Genomic DNA, 26,187 nt, shown 5'->3' with positions numbered 1-26,187 from the left:
GCGTCACCACACCCGACTCACCCACCACCGGGGCACCCGGTGCACCCGGAGCCGGCGGCGTCGCACCCTCAACCGACGACCCCACCGGAACCGCAGGCACACCCGGCGCAGGAGGCGTCACCGCCCCCGACTCACCCACGATGGGAGCCCCCGGCACCCCCGGAGCCGGCGGGGCACCAGCGCCGACCGGCGCACCCAACGGCGCACCCGGAACACCCGGAGCCGGCGGCGCGATCACGCCCGACTCACCCACCACCGGCGCACCCGGAACACCCGGAGCCGGCGGCGCGGCTTCACCTGCGGCAGCTGCAATAGGCGCGCCCGGGGCGCCGCCGGCACCTGGCGCTACCACACCGCCCGCGCCCTCGACCGGTGCACCGACACCGGGGAGTCCGGCCGGCGCCACGGTGCCCGCATCACCGATGACCGGCGCACCCGGCACAGCCGGAAGAGGCGGAGCACCCGCACCCACCGGAACACCCACCGGTCCACCCGGCACACCCGGAACAGGCGGAGCACCCGCACCCACCGGAACACCCACCGGTCCACCCGGCACACCCGGAACAGGCGGAGCACCCGCACCCACCGGAACACCCACCGGCGCACCGGGCAGCCCCGGCGCCGGCGGGAGAGCAGCCCCGGCGTCGCCGACAATCGGCGCACCGGGCACACCCGGCAGCGGCGGCCCGGCGTTGACCACAGGAATTGCGGCGGGTCCGCCCGGCACGGGCGGCAGCGGCGGCGTCACGCCCGCGGCCGGGGTGACCGCTGCGCCCGGCGGAACGGGCGGAACGGGAGGTGTCGCGCCTCCACCCGTCGTAGCCGCCGGCACACCAGGCGTTCCGGGCGTGGACGGTGTGACACCCGATGACGACGCGGAGACCGAAGCCGGCGGACGCGGCGGCGTCGGGGGCAGACCCGCCGACGAGGAACTCGCCGGCGGCACGACCACAGGCGGAGTCGGCTGACCGGGACCGGCAGTGAACGACGACGCGGCATTCTGCAATGCCTGAGGGACGTCGGCGGGCCGACTCACGATTTGCTGGAGGATGTCCACACACGGCACGCCACCCCGGTTGGGCGCCGCAGCGGCCAACGGCGTCAACAGTGGCGCGCTCAAGAACATCCCTGCGCTGCCCATCATGACAACGACGATGCCCTTCTTGGTCCGTGACATGCGCTCCCAGTCCTTCTGCGTCGTGCTGCAATTCCGATCAGTTACTGGGCTTACTGAACCGACAATTTGGAAAATCACCGACGCGACAAAAGCTGCGTTATGCAACCGTTGCCAAGGAGAAGCAATCCCGTTGCGATGACTTCGCGCTGAGCTGGGGTTTTCATTTTTGCCTGTGCGCCAACACGCCAACCTATGAAGGCGCTATGAATCCCAGCCCGGCGGAAGATCCCTCCGTCGTGGTCGCCGGAACGGCTGCGCCGAACGCGTCTCGCAAACCCAGCTGCCATCGTTGTGCGCGTGGGCTTTACGCGCGCGCGGCCGACCCCGGCGGCCTCATTCCCCGACATTGCGCCGGCATAACGACGACTCGACTCGCTGCCACGTGGGCCGCATCTCTTCGCTCGCATACGGGGTTGCTGAGGCCGACCTGGCTCACGTCACACCGTCAGAGGACCATTGGCCCTGTCACCGCGCTCATCGACCGCGCAGTCTGGCTGCAGACGAAGTGGAGGTGCGATGGCGACGCCGCGGATCGGGTCCGAGCTGATCGTCGATGCGTTGCAAGTGGCCTGCCGAGCACCCTCCTTCCACAACACGCAACCCTGGCGCTGGACCTTGACGGGAAACACGGTCGACCTGTACCTCGATCCGTCCCGACGGGCAGAAGTGGCCGACGAGAGCGGACGCCAGGCGTTGCTCAGTTGCGGCGCCGTGCTGGACCACTTCCGGGTTGCGATCGCGGCATCGGGATGGCTCGGCACAGTCACACGTTTCCCCGATCCGCAGAACTCGCGCCACCTCGCGAGCGTCGCCCTTACCCCGGCGTCCTCGGTGAGCCCCGCACAGCGTCGTCGCGTCGACGCGATCATGGCGCGACGTACCGACCGCCTGGCGTTCCTCGAATCGCCCGATGGGACGGGTCACCTGGTCGAGGCTCTGCACGCCTCGGAACACGCCGACGCTGTGCGTCTCGACACCATCGCAGACCAGCAGCGCTCGACGGTGGCGGAACTCTCCCAGCTGACCGACGCAATCCGCATGTTCGACACCGACTACCACTCCGAACTGGATTGGTGGACAGACACTTTGGCAACCGACATCGGCATTCCGGCCACTGCCCTGATCTCGGCGCCGGAGAGTGACCGGGTGGCGATCGGACGGAACTTCCCGGTCACCAATCAACCGGAGCGACGCGCCGAGATCGCCGAGGACCGCGCACACCTGCTGGTCCTGTCTTCCGTCGACGACTCCGCGGACAGCGTATTACGTTGCGGTGAAGTACTTTCCGCAGTTCTTCTCGATGCCACGATGGCCGGGTTGGCGACCTGCATCGTCACGCACGTCACTGAACTCGCCAGCGGGCGCGATGTCGTGGCGTCACTGACCGGCAGTCACGCGATTCCGCAGGCGCTGATCCGCATCGGACGGATCGATGCTCTCGAATCGCCGCCACCGCCCACCCCGCGCCGAGACGTCCACGACGTTCTCCACCTGCGAGAGGAGGCGTCGTGAACACCGACACGGCCCCCTCTGTGGTGGTGGGCATCGACGGATCAGCCGCCGCGCTGGAGGCTGCCCTGTGGGCAATCGACGAAGCCGAACACCGCGATGCCACCCTGCGCCTGGTCTCTGTCGTCGATGACGACGAGGCCACCGCTGCGGACGGTCCGGCAACGACGTTCGCACAGACCGCCGCGAAGAACGCTGTGAGCGCCATCGAGGCGACCGGGCGACCTGTCCGCGTCGACGTCAGCATCGTGCACGGGCGCCCCGTCGAAGCCCTTCTCCGGGCGTCGCGATCGGCGATACTGCTGTGCGTCGGGGCACGCGGGTTGCGACATGCCACCCGAGGCCGGATCGGCTCGACCGCGGCAGCACTGTCTGCCGCCGCGCAGTGCCCGGTCGCCATCGTGCGCTCTCACCGGACACACGGGCGCCGACAGCGCTCTGTCGTCGTCGAACTTCCCGACCGTGCCACGGCAGGCGCGCTGCTCGACCGAGGACTACAGGAGGCGCACCGTCGCGGTGCCGCCGTGCGAATCCTCGCGTCGTCGCCTCGCACCGCGGACAATCTTGCGCACTGGGAACGCCGGCTCGCCGAATCACGGCGCAAGTACCCGCAACTCGACATCAGTTCGGTCAGTTGCGATTCCGACGCCCTCGGCTACGTGGCCGCCAACGCCGACGACGTGGCGTTGATGGTGACCAGCCGCACCCGCCGGGGCGGTGTTACAGAACTCGTGGGAGCACCCGGCAATTCCGCTTTCCGTGACACCGACTGTTCGATCCTGATCTGCGGTCCTCAGACCGCCTTGTGACCGGAGGGCCGACCGCTGAACGATGACGCCGTGAGCAAAGTGAGAGTGTTCCTGGTCGACGACCACGAGGTGGTCCGTCGTGGCCTGATCGAGCTCCTCTCCGCGGACGAGGAGCTCGACGTGATCGGCGAGGCCGGCTCGGTGTCCGAGGCGTTGGCCCGGATTCCGGCGCTGCAGCCGGACGTCGCGGTGCTCGACGTGCGGCTGCCCGACGGCAACGGCATCGAGCTGTGCCGAGATCTGTTGTCTCGCATGCCGGATCTGCGCTGCCTGATGCTGACCTCCTACACCTCCGACGAAGCCATGCTCGACGCGATCCTCGCCGGCGCGAGCGGATACGTGGTCAAGGACATCAAAGGCATGGAGCTGGCGCGGGCCATCAAAGACGTGGGTGCTGGACGGTCACTGCTGGACAACCGGGCCGCCGCGGCACTGATGGCTACGGTCCGCGGCGGCGGCCGCGCCAACGATCCCCTGTCGAGCCTGACCGACCAGGAGCGAGTGCTGCTCGACCTGCTCGGAGAGGGACTGACCAACCGACAGATCGCGGCGCGGATGTTTCTGGCCGAGAAGACGATCAAGAATTACGTGTCACGCCTTCTGGCCAAGCTCGGCATGGAGCGGCGGACACAGGCCGCCGTGTTCATCTCCAAGCTCGAGCACCAGCGGGCCCACCCCGGCGACGACCTGTCGCGGTGAGATCAGCGAGAACGCAACCAGACCGCGGTGTCCGGCGGCAGCGCGCTCAGCACGCCGGGCGCCGAGGCCAACATCACCGACGCCGACTCAGGTAGCGGCACCTCGGAGTCGCCGGTGTTGACCCAGCATTGCGCGGCACCGCGTTCGAAGGCCACGACCCCGCTGGGCGTCGACAGCCACTTCAGGTCGCCCGCGTCGCGCCACAACTGCGCGCGCAGACCGAGAGCGCGACGGTACAGATTCAGGGTGGACTCGGCGTCACCGTCCTGCGCCTCGACGCTGTGCTCGGCCCAGTGCCCGGGCTGCGGCAGCCACGTGACGGCGGCGGAATCGGCGGCGAAGCCGTAGGGGATGTCAGTCGCTCTCCACGGCAACGGAATTCGGCACCCGTCGCGGCCCACGTCGGTGAAGCCGGATTGCACCCATGTCGGATCCTGGCGCACCTCGTCGGGGAGATCCTCCACCTCCTCGAGGGCCAGCTCCTCGCCCTGGTAGACGTACGCGGTGCCCGGCAGCGCGAGTTGGACGAGCGCGGCGGCGCGCGCTCGGCGCCGGCCGATCACGTGATCGGGGTCCTCGTCTGCCCACCGGCCCCGTTCCCAATCTGTCTCGATCAGGTGACCCGGCTGCGAGCGGGAGAACCGGGTGACGGTGCGGGTGACGTCATGGTTGGAGAGCACCCACGTCGGCGGTGCGCCGACCGTGGCAGCCGCGCTGATCGCGTCGTCGACGACCGTCCGCAGCACCTCGGCGCGCCACGGGGCCCGCAGGAAATCGAACTGGAATGCGGTGTGCAGCTCGTCAGGTCGCAGGTATCGGGCCAGCCGTTCGTTGCTGGGCACCCATGCCTCGGCGATGAAGATGCGCTCGGGCTCGTAGCGCTGCGCCACCGTCCGCCAGCCCCGGTAGATCTCGTGCACTCCGTCCTGATCCCAGGCGGGATGCCCTTCGCGTGATTGCACCAGACTCTGTGCTGCATCGTCGGGGTCGGCGGTATCGGGCAGGCCCTCCGCCTTGATCAATCCGTGCGCCACGTCGATGCGGAAGCCGTCGACGCCGCGGTCGAACCAGAACGCCAGGATGTCTTCGAACTCGGCCCGCACCTCGTCGTTGTCCCAGTTGAGATCCGGCTGGCCGGGCGCGAACAGGTGCAGATACCACTGCCCGTCGTCGAGGCGCGTCCACGCCGGCCCACCGAACACGCTCTGCCAGTTGTTGGGAGGCAGGGCACCGTAGGGCCCGCGGCCGGAGCGGAAGTGGTAGCGCTCCCGCGCCCCCGGTTCGTCGGCCGCCGCAGCCTGGAACCACGCGTGTTGATCTGAGGTGTGATTCGGCACGATGTCGAGCAGCACCCGGATGCCCAGCTCGTGTGCTTCGGCGATCAGTGCCTGCGCCTCAGCCAGGGAGCCGTAGGCCGGTTCGATGTCGCGATAGTCGGCGACGTCATACCCGGCGTCGGCCATCGGCGACGGATACCAGGGGTTGATCCAGATCGCGTCGACACCCAGCTGCGCCAGGTACGGCAGACGGCTCCGCAGCCCTGCGACATCGCCGACGCCGTCGCCGTTCCCGTCGGCGAAGCTGCGGATGTAGACCTGGTACACGACGGCGGTCTGCCACCACGAGGAATCGGCGGGGGCCACGGCACTCCTTCTGCACTCGACGAACGTGCGTCCACGGTAGTGAACACCGACGACGTCACGACAGCTGAGGCACTTTCGACGACGCCGCGGTCGTGCTGCTGGCCGCGTGCCGCGCCGATGCGACACCACAGCGCAGGAGTTCCTGTGAACTGTGACACACTCGTCGCTGTACCGAATGTGCTGGTCGTGGCCCTCGTGCGCAGGACCTCGGGGACCGCGACGTCATAGACGAGGACGAGATGAAACGAATTCAGTTCGCCCGCGGGCGACGACGTCGGGCAATCGCGCTGGCGAGCGCGCCTCTGCTCGCCGCCACGTTGTTGTCCGGATGCGGCAGCGACGTCGGCCCTCCGACCCTGACGTGGTACATCCTTCCCGACAACGGCGGTTCGGCCGCGCGGGCCCAGGAGTGCGAGGCCGCCTCAGGCGGCGCTTACCGCGTGCGCATCGAATCGCTGCCGTCGACCGCGACCGCCCAGCGGGAGCAGATGGTGCGCCGACTCGCTGCCGGGGACACGTCCATCGATCTGGTCAGCATGGACGTCGTGTTCACCGCCGAGTTCGCCAACGCGGGCTTCCTGCGGCCCTACAACCCTGAAGAGACCCAGCGGCTGACCGCCGGCATGCTGCCCGCCCCCGTGAAAACCGGGATGTGGGAGGACAAGCTCTTCGGCGCACCGTACAAGTCCAATGCCCAGCTGCTCTGGTACCGGAAGTCGGCGGCCGCCGCGGCGGGCGTCGATCCGACCAGTCCCACCTTCACCTGGGACGAGATGATCAAAGCGGCTGTCGGACAACAGAAGAAAGTCGCCGTCCAGGCACAGCGGTACGAGGGCTACACCGTGTTGATCAACGCGCTGGTGCTCTCCGGCGGCGGCGCCCTGCTCGACGACGTCGAGGCGGGCCGCAACGCCAAGCCGGCGCTGGCCAGCCCGGCGGGTGAGAAGGCCGCCGAGATCGTCGGCACGCTGGGGCGCTCCCCCGCCGCACCGACGGACATGTCCAACGCCTCGGAGGAACAGGCCCGCACCAACTTCCAGTCCGCCCAGGGCATGTTCATGGTCAACTGGCCCTACGTGCTGGCCGCGGCGCGCAGCGGTGTCGAGGAAGGCACGCTCGACCAGGCCGTCGTCGACGACATCGGCTGGGCGCGCTACCCCCGGGTGTCCCCTGACCGTCCGAGCGCACCGCCGCTGGGCGGCGCCAACCTCGGCATCGGCGCCTACAGCAAGCATCCCGACCAAGCGGTCGCCCTCGTCGAGTGCATCAACGCCGAACCGAAGGCGACCCAATACATGCTCGATGAGAGCGAACCGTCGCCGTACGCCGCGTCGTACGACGACCCGAAGATCCGCGAGGAGTACGCCAACGCCGATCTCATCCGCGAATCGATCGGAGACGGCGGCCCCCGTCCGCCGACCCCCTTCTATACCGACATCTCGGGCGCGATCCAGCAGACCTGGCATCCGCCGGCCTCGGTGAACAGCGACACCCCGGAAAGGACAGACCAATTCATGGCTGACGTGCTGGCGGGCAGGCGCCTGCTGTGACGACGCTCCAAGATCCGCCGCTGCAGAAAGAGCCGGGCCAACCCTCGGTCAGCGAGCGCGCCAAAGGTGAACGCCGGCTCGGCCTCTACCTGACGCTGCCGTCCTACATCGTCATGCTGCTGGTCACCGCCTACCCCCTCGGGTACGCGCTGGTGTTGTCGCTGTATAACTTCCGGTTGACCGATCCGGAGGGGCGCAGTTTCGTCGGACTGCGCAACTACGGGGTGATCCTGACCGACCCGGTGTGGTGGAACGACTTCGTCACCACGCTGGCGATCACCGTCGTCACCGTCGCGGTGGAGTTGGTGCTCGGCTTCTGGTTCGCGTTCGTGATGCTGCGCATCGTGCGCGGGCGGGGGCCGCTGCGCACCGCCATCCTGATCCCCTACGGCATCGTCACCGTGGTCTCGGCGTTCATCTGGCGCTACGCGTTCGCCATCGACTCCGGCTTCGTCAACCAGTGGCTGAATCTCACCGACTTCGACTGGTTCGGCGACCGCTGGTCGGCCATCTTCGTCATCTGCCTGTCGGAGATCTGGAAGACCACACCCTTCATCTCGCTTCTGCTTCTCGCCGGACTGGTGCAGGTGCCCGAGGACATGCAGGAGGCCGCGAAGGTCGACGGCGCCACCGCCTGGCAGCGTCTGTGGAAGGTGACGCTGCCCAACATGAAAGCCGCGATCATGGTCGCGCTGCTGTTCCGCACCCTCGACGCGTGGCGCATCTTCGACAACCCGTACGTGATGACTGCGGGCGCCAACAACACCGAGACGATCTCCTTCCTGGCCTACCGGCAGAACGTGACGTTGGTGAATCTCGGGATGGGATCGGCGGTTTCGGTGCTGCTGTTCCTGTCGGTCGTGGCGATCGCGTGGATCTTCATCAAGGTCTTCAAGACCGACCTGTCGCAAGTCAGGGGTGACCAGTGACCAAGAACACCAAGTGGTGGACGATCGCCGGCATCGTCATCGTGATCTACAGCTTCGTGCCGATGCTGTGGATGATCAGCCTGGCGTTCAAACCGCCGTCCGACATCGTCTCGGGCAACCCGTCGTTCCTTCCGAGCTCCTTCACGCTGGACAACTTCGCGCAGATCTTCAGCAACGAACTGTTCACGCGGGCGCTGATCAACTCGATCGGCATCGCGGTCATCGCGACGATCATCTCGGTGATCATCGCGATGTTCGCCGCGTATGCCATTGCGCGTCTGGAATTCCCGGGCAAGAAGGTGCTGCTGTCCCTGGCGCTGGGCATCGCGATGTTCCCGCAGGCGGCACTCGTCGGACCGCTGTTCGACATGTGGCGCGGGCTGGGCATCTACGACACGTGGCTCGGCCTGATCATCCCCTATCTGACGTTCGCGCTGCCTCTGTCGATCTGGACGATGTCGGCGTTCTTCCGGCAGATCCCCTGGGAGATGGAGCATGCCGCGCAGGTCGACGGAGCCACGCAGTGGCAGGCGTTCCGCAAGGTGATCGTGCCGCTGGCCGCACCGGGCGTGTTCACCACCGCGATCCTGACGTTCTTCTTCTGCTGGAACGACTTCCTGTTCGCGATCTCGCTGACGTCGACGGACAGCGCACGCACGGTGCCTGCGGCGCTGGCGTTCTTCCAGGGCGCCTCGTATTTCGAGTCGCCGGTCCCCTACATCATGGCCGCGTCGGTGATCGTGACGATCCCCGTCGTCATCCTCGTTCTCATCTTCCAGCGGCGCATCGTCGCCGGCCTGACTTCCGGAGCAGTGAAGGGATAACCCCATGGCAGCAATCACGATGCGCAATATCGTCAAGAAGTACGGCGACGGATACCCGGCCGTCAACGACGTCAGCCTCGACATCGCCGACGGCGAGTTCATGATCCTGGTCGGCCCCTCGGGCTGCGGAAAGTCCACGCTGTTGCGGATGATCGTCGGCCTGGAAGACATCTCCTCGGGCGACATGCTGATCGGTGACAAGCGGGTCAACGACAAGGCACCCCGCGACCGCAACCTGTCGATGGTGTTCCAGAACTACGCCCTCTACCCGCACCTGACCGTCTTCGAGAACATCGCCTTCCCCCTGCGGCTGTCGGGCAAGTTGTCCGACGACGAGATCCGCAAGCGGGTCGATGAGGCGGCCAAGACGTTGGAGTTGGGCGAGCACCTGGATCGCAAGCCGGCGAACCTCTCCGGTGGTCAGCGCCAGCGCGTCGCGATGGGACGGGCGATCGTCAGGGAAGCCGACGCGTTCCTGTTCGACGAGCCGCTGTCGAACCTCGACGCGAAGTTGCGCGGTCAGATGCGCACGGAGATCCTGCGGCTTCAGCGCAAGCTCGGGGTCACGACCGTCTACGTCACCCACGACCAGACCGAGGCGATGACACTCGGTGATCGCGTCGCCGTGCTGAAAAAGGGTGTGCTGCAACAGGTTGCCAGCCCCCGGGAGCTCTACGACCAGCCGGTCAACCTGTTCGTCGCCGGCTTCATCGGTTCCCCGCCGATGAACTTCGTGCCCGCACGGGTGCGCGGCGATCAGCTCGAACTCCCATTCGTGACGATCCCGCTGCGCGACGAGTGGCGCGGCGCGGTCTCTGACGGCACGCTCTACATCGCCGGGATCCGGCCGGGGGCGTTCGAGGACGCCGAGTTCGTCGACGACGACAAGCGTTCGCGCGGCGTGACGTTCGACGTCACCGTCGACATGGTCGAGTGGCTGGGCAACGAGCAGTACGCGTTCGTGCCCTTCGATGCGACGCCGGAGATCAAGGATCAGCTGGCGGAGTTGGCCAAGGACCTGGACAGCGAGCAGCTGCGCACCCAGCTCTGCGTGGAGCTCGACCCGCTGAGCCGAGTCCGTATCGGCGACAAGGCGACGCTGTGGCTGGACGCCGAACGGTTGCATCTTTTCGATCCGCAGAGTGGCGAGAACCTCACGCGGACAAGCCAGTCCAGTGGCCGGCACGCGGCGTCCGCCGGCTGAGCCGACGAGTCCACCCGCTCATGGCCGCTCCTGAGTTGCGGCTGCGTGCCCCGTGCCCGGGGTTGCTCGCCCTGCCCTGGGAGCAACCGCTGGGCAACTGGGCCGCACCGGATGTGCCGCTGCGGGATCTGCCGGTGGGCCCGAGTCGGCACCTGGTCCGGTTCGTCGAGAGCGACGGTGAGTTGTGGGCACTCAAGGAGCTGCCCCCACGCATCGCGAAGCGCGAGTACGACGTACTGCGCAAGCTCGAGGACATGGGGCTCAACGCCGTCCGGCCCGCCGGTCTGGTGTTCCAGCCCGACTTCGACACCGCGATCCTGCTGACCCGGTATCTCACCGGCTCGTGGCAGTACCGCCGGATGTTCATGCGTCTTCCCCCTGACGCACCGAAGCACCGGGCCAGGCTGTTCGATGCGATGGCCACGCTGTTGGTGGAACTTCACCGCCACGGCGTGTTCTGGGGCGACTGCTCGCTGGCCAACACGCTGTTCTCCCGCGACGGGCAGGTGTTGCAGGCGTTTCTGGTCGACGCCGAGACCAGCGAAGTCCATCCGAGCCTGTCGAACGGGCAACGCGCCCAAGACATCGACATCACGGTCGAGAACGTGGCCGCGGGCCTGCTCGACGTGGCGGCGCGATTGGGCCGGCCGGACCTGCAGTCGGGCTTCATCGCCGAAGCACTGGCCATCCGGGAGCGCTACGAGGGACTGTGGGAGCTGCTGCATGCGGCGCCGACGTTCGGTTTCGCCGATCGCTACCGGGTGGAGGGCACGATCCGCAAGCTCAACGAGCTGGGCTTCGCCGTCGACGAGGTGTCCCTGCAGCCGGTCACCTCGGGCGCCGACGAGTTGCGTCTGCACGTCGCCGTCGGCGATCGCCGCTACCACGCCACGCAGCTGCAGCGGCTCACCGGCTTGGACGTCGGGGAAGGGCAGGCCCGCATCCTGCTGGGCGATCTGCACGCCTATCAGGGTCAGCTGTGCCGAGAGGCCGGCCATGACGTCGACGAACGCACCGCAGGTCAGCTCTGGGCGATGGAGGTGGCGACGCCGACGATGCATCGAGCACACGCCGCGCTCGGACGGACGGGCACGCCGATTCAGGCCTATTGCGATTTGCTCGAGGTGCGGTGGCTGCTCTCCGAGCGGGCCGGCCACGACATCGGAACCGAGCGGGCGCTGCGCGCCTTGGCCGGCAAGGTGGTGCCCTCGGAGTCGGCGGCGCAGCTGGCCGTGGTCGAAACCCCAACCGAGCCGTTCTCCGTACTCGACGACGAGTAGCCCCCTGCGGCGACGACAGCCCTGAGTATCCGCAGATATGGTTCAATTCACGGAATCTGTCCGTATCTGCGAAAGAAATCCTCATGCCGGCGATCCGAATCAAGGAGGCAGCGACGCTGCTCGGCGTCAGCGATGACACGGTGCGCCGGTGGGTCGACAGCGGCGCCTTGGCCGCGACGACCGACGACGCCGGGCGCAAGGTGATCGCCGGTGCCGACCTGGCCGACTTCGCCGTCCGTCAGGCCGACCCGCCGCCCGATCCGGTGGGGGTGTCCAGCTCGGCCCGCAACCGCTTCGTCGGGCTGGTCACGAAGGTGACCTCCGACCGGGTGATGAGCGAGGTCCAGCTGCAGTGCGGGCCGTTCACGGTGGTGTCTCTGATGAGTACGGAATCGGTCACCCAGCTCGGTCTGGAGCCTGGCGTGGTCGCCGTGGCGGCGGTGAAAGCCACCACGGTGATCGTCGAGACGGCGGGCGATCGATGAGACGAATCATGACGGCCACGCTGATCGCGATGGTCGCGCTCAGCGCCGGATGCTCGTCCCCGCCGCAGAACACGGGACTCACCGTGTTCGCCGCCGCCTCCCTGAAGAACGTGTTCACCGAACTGGGCTCGGCCTTCGAGAAAGAACACGCCGGCACCACCGTCACGTTCAGCTTCGCCGGCTCGTCCGACCTGGTGACCCAGCTGACTCAGGGAGCCGCAGCCGACGTGTTCGCCTCCGCCGATACCACCAACATGACCAAGGCGGTGTCGGCGGGTGTGGTGGCCGGCGAGCCGGTCACCTTCGCAGCCAATCGGCTGACCATCGTGACGCCCCCTGGAAACCCCTCGCGTATAGGCTCTTTCGCTGATCTGGCCCGCCCAGGACAGCAGGTGGTGGTGTGTGCGCCGCAGGTTCCCTGCGGTGCGGCCGCCCAGCGGCTGGAGCAGAGCACCGGCGTCACGCTGCGGCCGGTGAGCGAAGAATCCTCCGTCACCGACGTCCTCGGCAAAGTCACCTCGGGACAGGCCGACGCGGGCCTGGTGTACACCACCGACGCGCGATCGGCCGGGGCCACAGTCGACACGATCGAGTTCCCCGAATCGGCCCGCGCCGTCAACACCTATCCGATAGCCGTGTTGAAGAGCTCCGCGAACGGTTCGGCGGCACAGCAATTCGTGGATCTGGTCACCGGTCCGCGCGGTCGCGAGGCCTTGGCGGCCGCCGGTTTCGCTGCACCATGACCGCGCGGCGGCGGCCCGGCGGCGCGGTTCCCGTCGCACTCCCCTCGTGGATCTACTGTCCGGCTCTGCTCGGCGCGGCGTTCCTGATCGTCCCGCTGCTCGCGATCGTCGCCCGGGTGGACTGGGCGCATTTCATTCCGTTGGTCACCTCCGAATCCGCCACGGCCGCACTGCTGTTGAGCATCAAGACCGCGACGGCCAGCACGGCCCTGTGCGTGGTGCTGGGCGCGCCGATGGCCCTCGCACTGGCCCGCAGCCGCCTGCGCGGCCGATCAGTGATGCGTGCGCTCATCTTGTTGCCGCTGGTGTTGCCGCCCGTGGTGGGTGGGCTCGCACTGCTCTACACCTTCGGCCGGCAGGGCCTGCTGGGCCATCAGCTCGAGGTGCTCGGAGTGCGGATCGCGTTCTCCACGACCGCGGTGGTGCTGGCACAGACGTTCGTGTCGCTGCCGTTCCTGGTCCTCAGCCTAGAAGGCTCGCTGCGCACCGCAGGACAGGGTTACGAGCAGGTGGCCGCGACCCTGGGCGCCGGGCCCACCACGGTGCTGCGCACCGTGACGGTGCCGCTGGTGTGGCCGGGCCTGATCTCGGGTGCCGTGCTCGCGTTCGCCCGGTCCCTGGGCGAGTTCGGCGCGACGCTGATGTTCGCGGGCTCGCTGCAAGGGGTCACCCGGACATTGCCGCTGGAGATCTACCTGCAGCGTGAGGCCGATGCCGACGCCGCGGTGGCGCTCTCACTGCTGCTCATCGCGGTCGCGGCGGTGATCGTGGTGGTCACCGCTGGGCGCCGAGCGGCAGGGTCCCTGCCATGAGTGGTGTGTCCGCCCGCATCGTGCTCGCGCAGCGCGGCATCGATCTCGAGGTCAGCGTGGCCGAGGGCGAGGCGGTGGCGGTGCTCGGCCCGAACGGGGTCGGCAAATCCACGGTCTTGCAGGCCATCGCCGGTCTGGTGCGTCCCGACAGCGGTCGGGTGCAGATCGGCGACGAGGTCGTCACCGATGTGCAGGCGGGGGTGTTCGTGCCCGCCCACCGGCGCGGGGTCGCGCTGCTGGCCCAGCGGCCCCTGCTGTTCCCCCATCTGAGCGTCGTCGCCAACGTCGCCTATCCGCCGAGGTGCCGCGGCCTGTCCCGCCGGGCGGCCGACGAGCGTGCGCGGCAGTGGCTCGACGCCGTCGACGCCGGTCATCTGGCCGCGCGCCGACCTGCGCACCTGTCGGGCGGCCAGGCTCAACGCGTAGCGCTGGCCCGCGCGCTGGCCGCCGAGCCGCGGGTGCTGCTGCTCGACGAGCCGTTCGCGGCACTGGACGTCGGCGCGGCGGCGGCGCTGCGAGGCACGGTGCGCGATCTGCTGCGGCGGGAATCGCGCACCGCGCTGATCGTGACCCACGACGTCCTCGACGCACTCGCCATCGCAGACGTCGCGGTGGTCATCGAGGGCGGCCGTGTCGTCGAGCACGGCCCGGTCCGGTCCGTGCTGACCGCTCCCCGCAGCGATTTCGCGGCCGGCATCGCGGGGATGAATCTGGTGTCCGGCATCGCCGGCCCCGGAACGTTGCGCACGTCCTGGGGACTGGAGCTCGCCGGCACGGGCGACGTGGCGCCCGGGACCGCGGCCGTGGCGCTCTTCTCCCCGGCCGCGGTCGCCGTCCACACGGAATCGCCGCGGGCCAGCCCACGCAACGTCATTGCGACCACGATCGCCGATGTGGTGCTGCGCGGTGACGCCATCCGCATCCGGGGCGCCGATCTGCCCGACGGCAGCCTCGGGCTGGCCGCCGATGTCACCCCGGCGGCCGTGCTGGACCTCGGCCTCGAACCCGGGCGAGACGTCTTCTTCGTCGTCAAAGCGCAGGAGGTCGGGCTTCACGCCGCGCCGCATCGGACGCCGCGAATCGCGCCCGGCGGACCCAGCGATGTGCGCTAGCGTCACATCCCGCGCCCGAGAGATCCACATTTGCTGACAAAGCACGTCGGGCACGCGATAGTAAGCACTATGGGAGCGTTGTGGACATGGGCCGGTACAACCGGCGGGTGATCGCGCTGGTCATCGCGCCGCTGGCGGGCGTGCTCGCCCTCACGGCGCTCCTTGCTGTGGGCGGCCGTGGTGTGGACGCGGGGATCGCCGACGACCTGATCAACCTTGCGCTGCTGGGGTACGCGACCGTGTGCGCGGGGTTGGCCGCCCGGTCGGCGTCCGGTCGCCTGCGGCGGGCGTGGTCGGTGATGACGGTGGCTCTGTCGGCCTGGACGTTGGGCGATGCGACCTGGTTCGTCTACGAGGTGATCCTGCGCTTGGAGGTGCCCGTCCCCTCGATCGCCGACGGCTTCTATTTGATGTTCGCTGCTCTGGCCACCGTGGCGATGACTCAGTTCGTCGCCGAGCCCATGCGCCAGTCACGCGTTCGTGTCGTGCTCGACAGCTTCACCGTGACGTCGTGCCTGTTTCTGCTGGCGTGGATCCTGGTGCTGCACGACGTCTTCGACGCGTATCGCGAGGACCGGGCCGCTGTGGTCGTGGCCTTCCTGTACCCCGTTGCCGACATCGTGATGCTGACCATCGCCGTGGTGACGCTGATGCGGACCACCGGGGGCCAGCGGGTCGCGATCAGCCTGCTCGCCGCGGCCATCGCCGTGATGGCGATCGCCGACAGCGCCTACACCGGGATGGTCGCCGCCGACAGCTACCAGTCGGGAGATCTGATCGATGCCGCGTGGGCCTGGGCCGCGGCCTTGTTCGCCGCGGCGGCGGTGGTCAGTCGCGCGGCGCCGACCCCCCGCGCGCCCGGCCTGCCGTCGCCGTCGAGGGCATCGATCTGGCTTCCCTTCGTCCCGCTGCTGCTGGCCGGAACCATCGGGCCGTTCGTCCTCCTCTCGGGCCTCGAGAGGTTCCTCGTACCGGCTCTCATGGCATCTGTCTGCGTGCGCCAAGCGGTCGCGGCGTGGGAGAACCGCCGGCTGGTGACGGCCGCCGTGGATCACGCCCTGCAGGACCCGCTGACCGGTTTGGCGAACCCGACGATGTTCGGCGAGCGGCTGGCCCACGCCATGATGCTGCGGGCCCGCATCGATCGTTCGGTCGCCGTCCTGGCTCTCGACCTCGACGATTTCCGCCTGGTCAACGAGAACCTCGGCCACGACGCCGCCGACAGCCTGCTGATCGACGTGGGCGAGCGACTCGCCGACTCAGTGCGGCCCGGCGACACCGTCGCCCGCATCGCCGGTGACGAGTTTGCGATTCTGCTCGAAGGCCCCTACGACGCGTCCGACGAGATCGCCCAGAAGGTCAGGGCCGCGTTCGACGTCCCGTTCAGGGTGGACGAGCAGGACATCCTGCTGCGGCCGAGCATCGGCGTGACGGTCGCCTCGATGACCGAGCCCGATCTGGTGCCCGCCACCGTGCAGAGGCGCGCCGTCATCGCCATGCAGGCCGCCAAACGGGTCCGTTCGCGAGACGTGCACACGTTCACCGCCGACATGCTCGCCGCCGACGGCGACCTCGCAGAACAACTCGCCGAACGGCATCAGAGCACCGGCGGCGCAGCCGAGCTGCAGCTGCTCGGCGAACTGCGCAACGCCATCGACAACGACGGGCTCGGCGTCGTCTACCAACCGAAGATCTCTCTCCGCACCGGCGAGATGGTCGGGGTGGAGGCGCTGCTCCGGTGGCCGCATCCCCGCCTCGGCACGTTGCTGCCAGACGCGTTCATCGGCTTGGTCCGCGAGCGCGGGCTCATCCAGCGAGTGACGCGGATCGTGGTGGACCTGGCCCTCGACGATGCGGCGCGGTGGCACGAGCAGGGGCTGCGCATGCCGGTCGCGGTCAACCTCTTCGCGCCGTGCCTGCGCGAGACCGATCTGCCCGAGCTGTTCGATGCCGCGCTGGCGTGCCGCGGGCTGGCCGCTGATCTGATGACCGTCGAGATCACCGAGGACGTCGTGCTCAGCGACATGCAGACCGTGACCGCGGTGCTGGGCCGGTTGCGCGCGCACGGCATCCGCGTGGCGATCGACGACTTCGGCAGCGGCTACTCGTCGCTGTCGTATCTACGGGACCTCCCGATCGACGAGGTGAAACTCGACCGCCACTTCGTCGCGCCTGTCACGACGGATGCCCGGGCCGCCGCCGTGGTCCGCGCGGTGATCGACCTGACGCACGATCTCGGTATCACCGTCGTCGCCGAAGGGATCGAGGACGAGCAGACCTCTGACTGGCTGCGGCGCCACTCCTGCGACATCGGTCAGGGTTATCTGTTCGGCAGGCCCGTCGGGGCCGCGGACATCGCCGTCATGGCCACCTCGGGCACACATGCCTGACGCCTGAGCGGGTATCCGCGCGCCGTGAGCGTGTGCGAAGGAACAGGACGATATGTGCCGGATGACCAACCCTCTGCCCAGGCGGTGACCTGCCCGGTCTGCGGACGGGAGACTCCGGTGGAACCCGAGGAGACCGAGGACGGTTTGCGGTTCACCGTCGCGCCGCACGACGCGGTCGGCTGACCCGTTTCGCATCGCGGCCTGGAAGCCGGGAAACGAAGTGCTCACCCGACCAGGTCGACACGGCGACGTCGACGGGGTACGCCACGGGTGCCTTCCCGCGACGTGAGGAGAGCAGTGGTGTCATCCGACGGTCCCGCCGAGCTGTCGCCGGAGCGGCAGCAGATCTATGAGTTCCTGCACGCTATCGACGACGTCCAGCGCAGCGGGAGCAAAGACCTCGACCCGACGCTGCGTGATGTCAACGAGGTCACCGTCGCCGCGGTACCCGGTGCGCACGCTGCCGGGCTGTCGCTGGTGGACGAGAACCGGCGTGTCACGACGCTCGGCGCGACCGAGGACTACGCCACACTGCTCGACGAGATCCAGAGTGAATACGGCGAAGGTCCCTGCCTGTCTGCGGCGTGGAACAGCGAAATCATCCACATCGACGATCTGGCCGCGGACACCCGATGGCCCCGGTACCGAAGCAACGCGTGCGAACGCACTCCGGTGCGCTCCGTCCTCTCGGTCCGGCTGCACAACGACGGCAACCGGCTGGCCGCACTCAACCTCTATGCGCCCTCCCCGGGCGTCTTCGACGAGGAATCGCTCGAGCAGGCGATGATCTACGCCGCGCACACGACCGTGACGTGGAACCTGTTGCGTCGTCAGCAACAGTTCCGTAATGCGCTCGCGAGCCGGGATCTCATCGGTCAGGCCAAGGGCGTGTTGATGGAACGCTTCGGCATCGACGCCGTCCGGGCTTTCGAGCTGCTGCGCCGGCTGTCCCAGGAGAGCAACACCAAGCTCGTCGACATCGCACACCGCGTGATCGATGCCGGTGTCGGAGGGCACTAGGGAGTCATACGCGCCTGAACTGCACCGGCGCGTTCCTGGCAGCAATTCACAGACCAATTCGCTTGCGCATCCCTTCGCACGCCGTATTGTCGTACGTACGTGCTAAACGTGTGATGTCGCCGCAGCACATCTCAGCCGGAAGCAAACCGGTACCGCGGTGACATACCTACCGCAGTAAGCGCATGTCGAGAATCCGGCGTGACCTCGTTGGTCGTATGCCAATCGCTTGCCGGCGGTCCGCAAGACTTGACGCCGGTTCCGACCGTTCACAGCTCGCCTGAAGAAGCCAGCGAGTCTCTTCGACGTCCTCGGACACCGGACGCGTCCCGTCATGAAGGAAAGGCGTGAATTCTCATGCCTACTCTTGAAAAGCCGATCACCCCTAGCCGTACCACCAGGCATTCAGGCGGTTACGCCGACGTCGCCGACATGTTCCGAGAACTCGCCCTACTCGACGAGGGCTCCACGCTCCATCAACGTCAGCGTGAGGCGATCATCGAGCGTTGCCTCCCGCTGGCCGACCACATCGCCCGCCGGTTCCGCGGCCGTGGTGAAACGCACGACGACCTGGTCCAGGTGGCCCGCGTCGGCTTGCTCAACGCGGTCAACCGATTCGACATCGACACGGCCGACGATTTCCTCGCGTTCGCGGTGCCGACGATGATGGGCGAGGTGCGCCGCTACTTCCGCGACCACGGGTGGGCGCTGAAGGTGCCGCGTCGGCTCAAGGAACTCAACATCCGCCTCAAGAGCGCTCGGGCGGAGCTGACGCATCAACTCAACCGGGCCCCGTCACCCAGCGAACTGGCCGAATACCTCGGTCTCGACCGTGAACAGGTCATCGAGGGGCTGATCGCCGCCGACGCATACTCGACTCGCTCGACCGAGCAGGAGATCACCTCCGAGGGCGACGGGTTGACGATGATCGAAACGCTGGGCGGGCCGGATCCGAACCTGCAGAAGGTCGTCGACATCAACACGGTGCGTCCGCTGATCCTGGGCCTACCGGAACGGGACCGCCTCGTACTGAAGATGCGGTTCTTCGACAACAAGACCCAATCGCAGATCGCCGACGAGATCGGGGTCTCTCAGATGCACGTGTCGCGACTGCTCGCACGCGCACTGTCGACCATCCGAGAAAAGGCCAGCTGAGGAGTGCAGTGGCCTGCTGCCGTGAACACGGCAGCAGGCCACTGGCTTCTGTCAAGAATTGTGTTGCGGGAAGGTCGCTTTCGCGGAGACTGTTCAGCGCTTGACGGCGTCGAACGCGTCCTCCAGGGTGGCGTGCAGCGCGAACAGCTCCCCCAGGCCGATCAACCGCATCGGCCTGCTGGTGGCGGGCCCGTCGGCAACGACCATGAATTGCGTTGTGTCGCCGCATTTGTCATGGGCGTCGACCAACAACCCCATCCCGACTGAGGCCAGAAAGTCCAGCGCGGCGAGGTCGACGATCATCGCCGACGGTTTCTTCTTGAGAGCCGCGTCGATCTGACGATCGAGCGCGCCGATTGTGAGCATGTCGAGGTCACCGACGCAGCGGATGACCACGACAGAGTCATGCCAGGAATCAGTGACTATGCAGGGCGACGGGGTCTCCGCCGGATCTGGCATGGATGGAATGGACGACATGGCAAACTCCCGATCGCTGAGGCTGAAGCGTGCGTCTCACGGGCTGCTGAGTCTGAACCAAAACGATGGGGCGCGTCATGATCAGTGTATACGTGTTTACGCGAATCACGTGACGGTCACGGCGAGCTGATCGTGCCGATCGAGTCGAGGGCGAACGTGCGGACCCGACCTGCGACTGTCGCGCGGCACATCGAGATCAGCGGTTCCGACAGCCGCTCGATCAGCACCACCTCGACCGGTCCGCGTGCTCCGTCGAGCACCACCCGGATGGAGGCCTCCTGGTGGTCGACCGATAGCGGCGACAGCGCGTCGATGCGGTCCTCCCCGAGGCTGTCGCGGGCGAAATACTGTGCGGCTTGCACGGCATGCGGCAACGAGGTCCGTCCCCGCAGGAACCGGTTGTCCAGGGTGCCGGCGAAGTACTTGTCGATGAGACCGGCGGCGTCCGTGCCGTCGACGCGGCCATAGCAGAGCCCTTCGGGCAGCACCAACATCGTCGCCGCGAATCGGTCTCCTCCGAGATGTGAACACTCCCAGGTGATGTCCGGGTAGCGGGCCGCGATCGCCGCCACCGCCCCTCGGCCGCGGACGGCGCAGCACTGGTCGTGGCGGCCATGCGCGCACACGATGACGACCGGCTCGGCGCAGCGCGTCCCGTCACTGCCGTCGAGCGCGAGTTCGAGGTAGCTGCTGGGATCGGCGACCTCGCCCTGATAAAGCGCCTCGGAGCCCTCGTCGGAGAACGCCAGATACCAGCGCCACCGCGGGGACGCGGCGCGGCGTCCCGGCTTCCGGATCGCGGCGACGCGCATGCCGGCAGCCTCGAAGCGTCGGGCGACGGCGCGGCCGAGCACGGGGTCAATGATCGACGGCGAGTTCAGGAACGCCGACGGCCCCCACCCGCCACTGAGCTCCAGAAGTGCCCACGCGTGGCCGGCGCTGGCGGTGCCGTACATCGGGTCGCCGCGTGTCAGTGCCTGATCGCTGCACGGTATCCGTTTGTCGGAGCCCATCAGGCGGCCACGACCACGGCCTCGCGCAGCAATCTGCGCACGAGCACCGTGCCGTCGTGGGCGTCGAGTCCGGGCAGTGTGGACGCGTCGAACGTCGCCCCGGACAGCAATGCCTCCATCGCCGGCCCGCACAACGCCGGGAACGACATCGTGCGGTCCGGTAGCCGCAGACGCACGCGTCCGTCGGCCTCGGTGAGTGTCGCCCACAATCCGCGGCGCCACCGCACGCGTGTGGTCTCGGCGGCGCGCGCGGCGTCTAGTGTCGCCAGCGGGGCCACGGCCACCGGCCGGGTTCGGTCGGCGTGGCGGCGGGCCAACCGGGCAGCGACACCGTCGCTGAGTTCGTCCGAGCGGTCGCCGACGGTGACGGCGAGCGAGGCCAGCACTTTGGTGGCCAGCGCGGCAGTCTCGGCGGAATCGGCCGGGTTCACGCCCATCGGAAGCGATGCCCGGAATTCGGCGGTGTCGGCCAGGGTGTCGACGAGGGCCCGGAGCACGTCCACGCCCGTCGTCGCCGACACCCCGATCGTGAGGTGAATCGACGTCGTGTCCTCGGAGACCGCGGAATGCAGCCAACCGCGGGGAAGATACAGCGCGTCGCCGGCGGTCAGCGTCGTGTCGATCACCGGCGCGTCTCCGACACGCGCGGCGATCGCCTCGCGGTGGTCGGTCCACGGCTGATCCGGCAGCGGATCGGGGTGGACCGGCTCGTGCACGATCCACCGCTTGGCGCCGCTGACCTGCAGAACGAACACGTCGTGCACGTCGTAATGGGCGTCGAAGCCCCGGTTCCCGGGTGGGGTGATGTAGGCGTTGGCCTGGACGGGGTGGCCGAGGTCGTCGACGGCGTCGCGGACGAAATCGATCAGCGGGGGCCACAGCCGGTGCAGCCCCTGCAGCACCAGGGTGGCCCCGGACGCCAGCTGCGCGAGCACCCGGGCCGAATCGGCCTGGTCGGGCATCTCGGCGCCGAACCCCGCCGCGTCGACGTAACACTCTCGTGCCAGGAGGGAGCCCTCTTTGGCCATGCGTAGGAACGGCGCGCGTACCCCGCGACTGGTGATCAGCTCGTCGACCGCTGCCGGAGACAGCAGGTCGGTGAAGTCACGGCGCAGCGCGTCGGACCTACTCAGAAGGGGTCGACGACCCCAGTACTGCGCCGCGAAGACGTCGGTGTCGACTGCTACGCAGCGAGTCAGCACGCAAACGTCCTAGGCGGTGCCGTCCGCGCCGCCGTCGTGGCCGCCGGGGTTCGAGCCGCCATCAGCCGGACCCTCGCCGCCCGCGGTGCCGTCGGCGCCGCCGTCGTGGCCGCCGGGGTTCGAGCCGCCGTCAGCCGGACCCTCGCCGCCCGCGGTGCCGTCCGCGCCGCCGTCGTGGCCACCCGGATTCGAGCCGCCGTCAGCCGGACCCTCGCCACCGGATTCAGTGGTGATGTCGTCGTCATCGAGTGCCATTGTCGTCACCTTTCCGCGCCGCTGCGATGAGCCGCAGCCTACCGCGCGAGGCAGGACTGCCCGCCCTGATCGGTAACCAAACCAGCCGGTCGGGCACGCGAGATCACAGAGCGCGGCACAGGGGGTAACGATCAGGGCGCGCCGCGCGCAAAGCGCCACCGGCCCAGTAGGATCGGGCCATCGATCCGACGTGGGATCGCCTGGCCATTCGCCGCTAAACACTGGAGAACGCTTGAGGTCTGATCGTCGTGCCCGCATCGCCTGCCTGGCCACGCTGCTCGCGGTGGTCGCCGCGTTCGGCATCGTCTCGTCGAGCTCGCAGCGCTGCAGTGACGGGTGTCAGGCTCTGGCCGCCGGCAGTACCTCCGCGTTCGCCCCGCCCGCTCCCCCGTCGCCGACGGAGCCGGCGCGCCTCATCGTGACTCCGGGCGCGGGCGCCGAGGACATCAAACCCGATACCCGCGTGCTGGTGGCGGCGGTGAGCGGAACGCTGGAAAGCGTGTCGATGGTCAACGACGCGGACAAAGAGATCCCCGGGGTGCTGACCCCGGACGCGAAGGCGTGGAAGCCGACCGTGCAACTCGGCTACGGCCGCACCTACACGATGACGATTACCGGACACGGCCCCGGCGGCATGCCGACCCGGCAGACGTCGAGCTTCAGCACGGTCGATCCCAGCGAGCAGACGTCGGTCTACCTCAACACCGTCGGCTATGCGCCGATCCAGGACGGGGGCACCTACGGGGTCGGCATGGTGATCGTGGCCCACTTCGACGAGAGCGTCGACAAGGCGGCCGCCGAGCGGCAGCTGCGGGTGCGTACCGATCCGCCCGTGCAGGGCAGCTGGTACTGGGTGGACGACCAGACCGCGCACTGGCGCCCGCAGCGCTACTACGCGCCCGGCACGAAGGTCAGCGTCGAGGCGAACATCTACGGCGACGAACTGGGCGACGACCTCTACGGCGCCGAGGATCAGAAGGTCGGCTTCGTGATCGGCGACGCGCACGTCTCGATCGCCGACGACACCACCAAGCAGGTGAGCGTGTTCGACAACGGCAAGCTGGTCCGCACGATGCCGACGTCGATGGGCATGGGCGGCACGGAAACCATCGGCGGCAACACGCTGTCGTTCTGGACGCCGCCGGGGGTCTACACGGTGATCGACAAGGCCAACCCGGTGATCATGGACTCCTCCACGTTCGGGCTGCCGGTCAACAGCCGGCTGGGCTACCGCGAGACGATCCCGTGGGCGACCAAGATCAGCTCCGACGGCATCTATCTGCATCAGCTGAACTCGACGGTGTGGGCGCAGGGCAACACCGACACCAGCCACGGCTGCCTGAACCTCAACAGCGACAACGCCCGGTGGTTCTACGAGTTCTCGCGGCCCGGGGACGTCGTGGAGGTGCGCAACACCGGCGGGCCGGCGCTGCGGCTCGATCAGAACGGCGACTGGACCCTGCCGTGGGCGGAGTGGGTGAAGGGCAGCGCGCTGAAGCAGTAGATGGGTCAGGGCAGAAGGTACTGCTCCACCTGCCGGACGGCTATCGATCCCTCCCCGACGGCCGAGGCCACTCTTTTCACCGAACCACTGCGCACGTCGCCGACCGCGAAGATCCCGGGGCGGCTGGTTTCCAGCATCATCGGTTCCCGGTCGACGCGCGCCACTGCTCCGCCACTGGCCGCAGTGCACGCCGCGGAGCCGGTGGTGATGAAGCCGTAGCCATCAAGCGACACAGAGCCCTGCAGCCATGCCGTGTTGGGCGCAGCGCCGATGAAGACGAAGAGCGCCGTGGTGTCGATGTGTTGCCGCTCGCCCGACCGATTGTCCTCAGCGACAACCGTTTCGACCTGCTTGCTGCCCTCGACGTCGCGGACCTCGGTATGCAGGCAGACGGTGATCCGGGGATGCCGTTCTATCTGGTCGACGAGGTAGCGCGACATGTCCTTGCCCAGGTCGTCGCCGCGGATCAGCAGGTAGACCCGAAACACCCGGCTTGCCAGGAACACCGTGGCCTGGCCCGCGGAGTTCCCTCCCCCGACGACGACCACCGGGCCCGCGCCGCACAGCAGAGCTTCCTGGAAGGTGGCGGCGTAGTAGACCCCGCTTCCCTCGAACCTCTCGATCCCCGGTACGGGTAGCTTGCGGTACCGGGCACCGGTTGCCAATATCACGGCCCTGCCGACGACGACCGAGCCGTCGGCGAGCCGAATGAGGTGCTGCCCGTGATCGGATTCCAGACCTTGCGCCTCCGCGGAGATCATCAGATCCGCTCCGAACTTGTCGGCCTGGATCATCGCCCGTTCGGCCAGCTCCGCACCGGAAAGGCCGCTGGGGAAACCGAGATAGTTCTCTATTCTCGATGATGTACCGGCCTGGCCGCCCGCGGCGATCGCTTCGGCGGCGGCGGTGGTGAGGCCGTCCGAGGATCCATAGACCGCAGCTGCCAGGCCCGCGGGGCCCGCACCGACGATGACGAGGTCACGTTCGTCGTGGACGACAGAGGGCGACGGAAGACCCACCCGTCGCGCGAGCTCACTGTTGGGCGGGTTGCGCAGGACCTCGTCACCCCAGATCACCACCGGGGTGTCACTCGGTGCGATTCCGAACCGCTGCAACAGGCGCTCTGCGTCTCTGTCGCGTTCGAGGTCAAGCCACCGGTGCGGCAGCCTGTTTCGGGCGGCGAACTCCCGTAACCGCGTGGTGTCGGGGGAATAGCAGGACCCGATGATCCAGAAGCCGGTGCCCTCTTCGATCAGCATGGTGCGGCGGGTCAGAAAGGCCCGCAGGATCAGATCACTGAGCGCGGGATCTTCGGCGACGAGAGTGCGGACCATCTGTGCGGGAACGACAAGGACTTCGCCCGCCTCCGCGACCTCGGCGGTGTAGAACGCGGCTTGCCCTTCGAGGTCACCGAGTTCGCCGAGGAACCGCCGGGGACCGTGGACGCGAATGGTCCGCTCTTCGCCCAGTGGGTCGACGGAGACGACGGCGACTTTTCCGGACAAGATGACGTAGAAGTTCTCCGACGGTGCGCCTTCGCGCACCAAGATCTCGCCGCGTGATACCTCCCGGCGTTCTCCGCCCGTCTCGAGAGTCGCGATCTGCATCTCGCTCAGCCGCGGGTACGCACCGTAGATGTCCGGGGTTTCGGAAAGCGACGCCGACACCGACTCGGCCGCTGTTGTCTCAGACATAGTTCTCGTGGACATAGCACCAGCGCCAATCCGCCTCCATTGCAGCCACGATGGGATGGCCGTCGTCGTGCGCGTGCCCCCTCGCATGACGCATCGGCGACGAATCGCAGCAACCGACATGCCCGCAGGTGAGGCAGAGCCGCAGGTGCACCCAGGGCGTCCCGAGCCGCAGGCACTCCTCGCATCCCGTCGAACGTGGCGAGACCTGCCTGATGGCAGCGATATCCGGGTCGAATCCGATGGTTGTCATCATCAGCCTTTCGTCGAAGTGTCTTTGGCCAGAACTTGATCGAGCCATGACCGAAGAACGGCGACGGGTGCGGCGCCGGATTGGCGCGCCACCGTCTCGCCGTGGTCGACGACGAGCAACGTCGGCACTCCCTGTACCGAAAAACGTTGCGCAGTCGCCGGTGCCTTGTCGACATCGACCTTCACCAGTTTGAGTTGGCCGGCGCGTTCTCCCGCGAGCTTCTCCAGTGCGGGACTGACCATTCGGCACGGTCCGCACCAGGTGGCCCACAGGTCGACGAGTACGGGGACATCGGCTGTGTCGACGACATCTGCATAGTCCTGATCACCGGCGTTCACCACCCACGGCAACCATTGATGACAGTTGCCGCAGCGCGGTGTGCCGTCGGCGACAGCAGGCACCCGGTTTCGCTTCCCGCAGTGCGGACATGTCACGACATCGGCGTGCATGTTCT

Annotated in this window: 26 protein-coding genes and 1 pseudogene; 18 read left to right on the top strand and 9 right to left on the bottom strand. The window is 67.9% G+C overall.

Annotated elements, in window-relative coordinates; genetic code table 11:
• Positions 1-345 precede the first annotated feature (345 nt).
• On the bottom strand, positions 346-663 hold the full coding sequence (locus DMB80_RS28500; protein ID WP_240431027.1) for a hypothetical protein: 318 nt from the start codon (positions 661-663) through the stop codon (positions 346-348).
• Positions 664-692: 29 nt separating this feature from the next.
• On the opposite strand from DMB80_RS28500, the gene DMB80_RS28495 reads away from it, so the two are divergent.
• The 4 genes and pseudogenes from DMB80_RS28495 (at position 693) to dosR (ending at position 4,194) form a co-directional block, all read left to right on the top strand.
• Positions 693-968 (top strand): hypothetical protein, encoded by a 276-nt coding sequence (locus DMB80_RS28495; RefSeq protein ID WP_240431026.1) that lies wholly within the window; start codon positions 693-695, stop codon positions 966-968.
• Positions 969-1,693: 725 nt separating this feature from the next.
• A complete protein-coding gene (locus DMB80_RS05640) occupies positions 1,694-2,689 on the top strand; it encodes an Acg family FMN-binding oxidoreductase (protein ID WP_111508938.1) in 996 nt (331 codons plus the stop codon).
• A pseudogene (locus DMB80_RS28905) lies at positions 2,686-3,081 on the top strand (universal stress protein); the annotation flags it as partial. The gene DMB80_RS05640 and the pseudogene DMB80_RS28905, both read left to right, overlap by 4 nt.
• A gap of 453 nt (positions 3,082-3,534) precedes the next feature.
• Positions 3,535-4,194 (top strand): hypoxia response regulator transcription factor DosR/DevR, encoded by a 660-nt coding sequence (gene dosR, locus DMB80_RS05630; protein ID WP_111509049.1) that lies wholly within the window; start codon positions 3,535-3,537, stop codon positions 4,192-4,194.
• A gap of 2 nt (positions 4,195-4,196) precedes the next feature.
• On the opposite strand, the gene DMB80_RS05625 is transcribed toward dosR, so the two are convergent.
• Positions 4,197-5,837 (bottom strand): glycoside hydrolase family 13 protein, encoded by a 1,641-nt coding sequence (locus tag DMB80_RS05625; protein ID WP_111508936.1) that lies wholly within the window; start codon positions 5,835-5,837, stop codon positions 4,197-4,199.
• A gap of 239 nt (positions 5,838-6,076) precedes the next feature.
• On the opposite strand from DMB80_RS05625, the gene DMB80_RS05620 reads away from it, so the two are divergent.
• The 13 genes from DMB80_RS05620 to DMB80_RS05565 all read left to right on the top strand — a co-directional run bounded on the left by DMB80_RS05620 (position 6,077) and on the right by DMB80_RS05565 (position 19,338).
• Positions 6,077-7,387, top strand: a complete 1,311-nt coding sequence (locus DMB80_RS05620) for an extracellular solute-binding protein (protein WP_111508935.1) — start codon at positions 6,077-6,079, stop codon at positions 7,385-7,387.
• Complete coding sequence (locus DMB80_RS05615) at positions 7,384-8,316, top strand: carbohydrate ABC transporter permease (RefSeq protein ID WP_111508934.1); 933 nt, start codon at positions 7,384-7,386, stop codon at positions 8,314-8,316. Before DMB80_RS05620 ends, DMB80_RS05615 begins: the two co-directional genes overlap by 4 nt.
• Entirely contained in the window at positions 8,313-9,140 is an 828-nt protein-coding gene (locus DMB80_RS05610; protein ID WP_111508933.1) for a carbohydrate ABC transporter permease, read from the top strand. The genes DMB80_RS05615 and DMB80_RS05610 overlap by 4 nt, the downstream gene beginning before the upstream one ends.
• Positions 9,141-9,144: 4 nt before the next feature.
• Entirely contained in the window at positions 9,145-10,344 is a 1,200-nt protein-coding gene (locus DMB80_RS05605; protein ID WP_111508932.1) for an ABC transporter ATP-binding protein, read from the top strand.
• Between the two features lie 20 nt (positions 10,345-10,364).
• Positions 10,365-11,624 carry a DUF4032 domain-containing protein gene (locus tag DMB80_RS05600; protein ID WP_111508931.1) on the top strand — a complete coding sequence of 420 codons (1,260 nt, stop codon included), beginning with the start codon at positions 10,365-10,367 and terminating at the stop codon, positions 11,622-11,624.
• A gap of 83 nt (positions 11,625-11,707) precedes the next feature.
• Complete coding sequence (locus DMB80_RS05595) at positions 11,708-12,109, top strand: TOBE domain-containing protein (RefSeq protein WP_048423120.1); 402 nt, start codon at positions 11,708-11,710, stop codon at positions 12,107-12,109.
• The gene (gene modA, locus DMB80_RS05590) at positions 12,106-12,852 is read left to right on the top strand and encodes a molybdate ABC transporter substrate-binding protein (RefSeq protein ID WP_111508930.1); all 747 of its coding nucleotides are present in this window, start codon (positions 12,106-12,108) and stop codon (positions 12,850-12,852) included. The genes DMB80_RS05595 and modA overlap by 4 nt, the downstream gene beginning before the upstream one ends.
• The gene (locus tag DMB80_RS05585) at positions 12,849-13,664 is read left to right on the top strand and encodes an ABC transporter permease (RefSeq protein WP_111508929.1); all 816 of its coding nucleotides are present in this window, start codon (positions 12,849-12,851) and stop codon (positions 13,662-13,664) included. The genes modA and DMB80_RS05585 overlap by 4 nt, the downstream gene beginning before the upstream one ends.
• The gene (locus tag DMB80_RS05580; protein ID WP_111508928.1) at positions 13,661-14,776 is read left to right on the top strand and encodes a sulfate/molybdate ABC transporter ATP-binding protein; all 1,116 of its coding nucleotides are present in this window, start codon (positions 13,661-13,663) and stop codon (positions 14,774-14,776) included. The genes DMB80_RS05585 and DMB80_RS05580 overlap by 4 nt, the downstream gene beginning before the upstream one ends.
• Positions 14,777-14,862: 86 nt before the next feature.
• A complete protein-coding gene (locus DMB80_RS05575; RefSeq protein WP_111509048.1) occupies positions 14,863-17,166 on the top strand; it encodes a putative bifunctional diguanylate cyclase/phosphodiesterase in 2,304 nt (767 codons plus the stop codon).
• 54 nt (positions 17,167-17,220) lie between these two features.
• Positions 17,221-17,349 (top strand): hypothetical protein, encoded by a 129-nt coding sequence (locus DMB80_RS28785; protein WP_276131521.1) that lies wholly within the window; start codon positions 17,221-17,223, stop codon positions 17,347-17,349.
• A gap of 117 nt (positions 17,350-17,466) precedes the next feature.
• On the top strand, positions 17,467-18,186 hold the full coding sequence (locus tag DMB80_RS05570) for a GAF and ANTAR domain-containing protein (RefSeq protein WP_240431025.1): 720 nt from the start codon (positions 17,467-17,469) through the stop codon (positions 18,184-18,186).
• Between the two features lie 354 nt (positions 18,187-18,540).
• A complete protein-coding gene (locus DMB80_RS05565) occupies positions 18,541-19,338 on the top strand; it encodes a SigB/SigF/SigG family RNA polymerase sigma factor (protein ID WP_111508927.1) in 798 nt (265 codons plus the stop codon).
• Positions 19,339-19,431: 93 nt separating this feature from the next.
• Here DMB80_RS05565 and DMB80_RS05560 read toward each other — a convergent pair whose 3' ends face one another.
• The 4 genes from DMB80_RS05560 to DMB80_RS05545 form a co-directional block, all read right to left on the bottom strand.
• Positions 19,432-19,797: an STAS domain-containing protein gene (locus DMB80_RS05560; protein ID WP_046363077.1), complete on the bottom strand. Its 366-nt coding sequence runs from the start codon at positions 19,795-19,797 to the stop codon at positions 19,432-19,434.
• 134 nt (positions 19,798-19,931) lie between these two features.
• Positions 19,932-20,828, bottom strand: a complete 897-nt coding sequence (locus tag DMB80_RS05555) for a sucrase ferredoxin (RefSeq protein ID WP_111508926.1) — start codon at positions 20,826-20,828, stop codon at positions 19,932-19,934.
• Entirely contained in the window at positions 20,828-22,030 is a 1,203-nt protein-coding gene (locus DMB80_RS05550; RefSeq protein ID WP_111508925.1) for a cupin domain-containing protein, read from the bottom strand. The genes DMB80_RS05555 and DMB80_RS05550 overlap by 1 nt, the downstream gene beginning before the upstream one ends.
• 9 nt (positions 22,031-22,039) lie before the next feature.
• Positions 22,040-22,285 (bottom strand): hypothetical protein, encoded by a 246-nt coding sequence (locus DMB80_RS05545; RefSeq protein ID WP_048423115.1) that lies wholly within the window; start codon positions 22,283-22,285, stop codon positions 22,040-22,042.
• Positions 22,286-22,517: 232 nt separating this feature from the next.
• Between DMB80_RS05545 and DMB80_RS05540 the strand changes: the two genes are divergently transcribed.
• A complete protein-coding gene (locus DMB80_RS05540; protein WP_162938416.1) occupies positions 22,518-23,789 on the top strand; it encodes a L,D-transpeptidase in 1,272 nt (423 codons plus the stop codon).
• A gap of 5 nt (positions 23,790-23,794) precedes the next feature.
• Here DMB80_RS05540 and DMB80_RS05535 read toward each other — a convergent pair whose 3' ends face one another.
• The 3 genes from DMB80_RS05535 to trxA are packed head-to-tail and all read right to left on the bottom strand — an operon-like array spanning position 23,795 to position 26,182.
• Positions 23,795-25,483, bottom strand: a complete 1,689-nt coding sequence (locus DMB80_RS05535) for an FAD-dependent oxidoreductase (protein WP_240431024.1) — start codon at positions 25,481-25,483, stop codon at positions 23,795-23,797.
• Positions 25,476-25,733, bottom strand: coding sequence for a UBP-type zinc finger domain-containing protein (locus DMB80_RS05530; RefSeq protein WP_111509045.1), 258 nt, complete (start codon positions 25,731-25,733; stop codon positions 25,476-25,478). Before DMB80_RS05530 ends, DMB80_RS05535 begins: the two co-directional genes overlap by 8 nt.
• A gap of 2 nt (positions 25,734-25,735) precedes the next feature.
• Entirely contained in the window at positions 25,736-26,182 is a 447-nt protein-coding gene (gene trxA / locus DMB80_RS05525) for a thioredoxin (RefSeq protein WP_111508923.1), read from the bottom strand.
• Positions 26,183-26,187 lie beyond the last annotated feature (5 nt).

Origin of the sequence: Mycobacterium kyogaense, assembly GCF_003254575.1 — a bacterium.
In the GTDB taxonomy this organism is placed as follows: Bacteria; Actinomycetota; Actinomycetes; order Mycobacteriales; family Mycobacteriaceae; genus Mycobacterium; species Mycobacterium kyogaense.
Note: the sequence above shows the minus strand (reverse complement) of the source record. Positions and strands in the feature narration are given on the sequence as shown.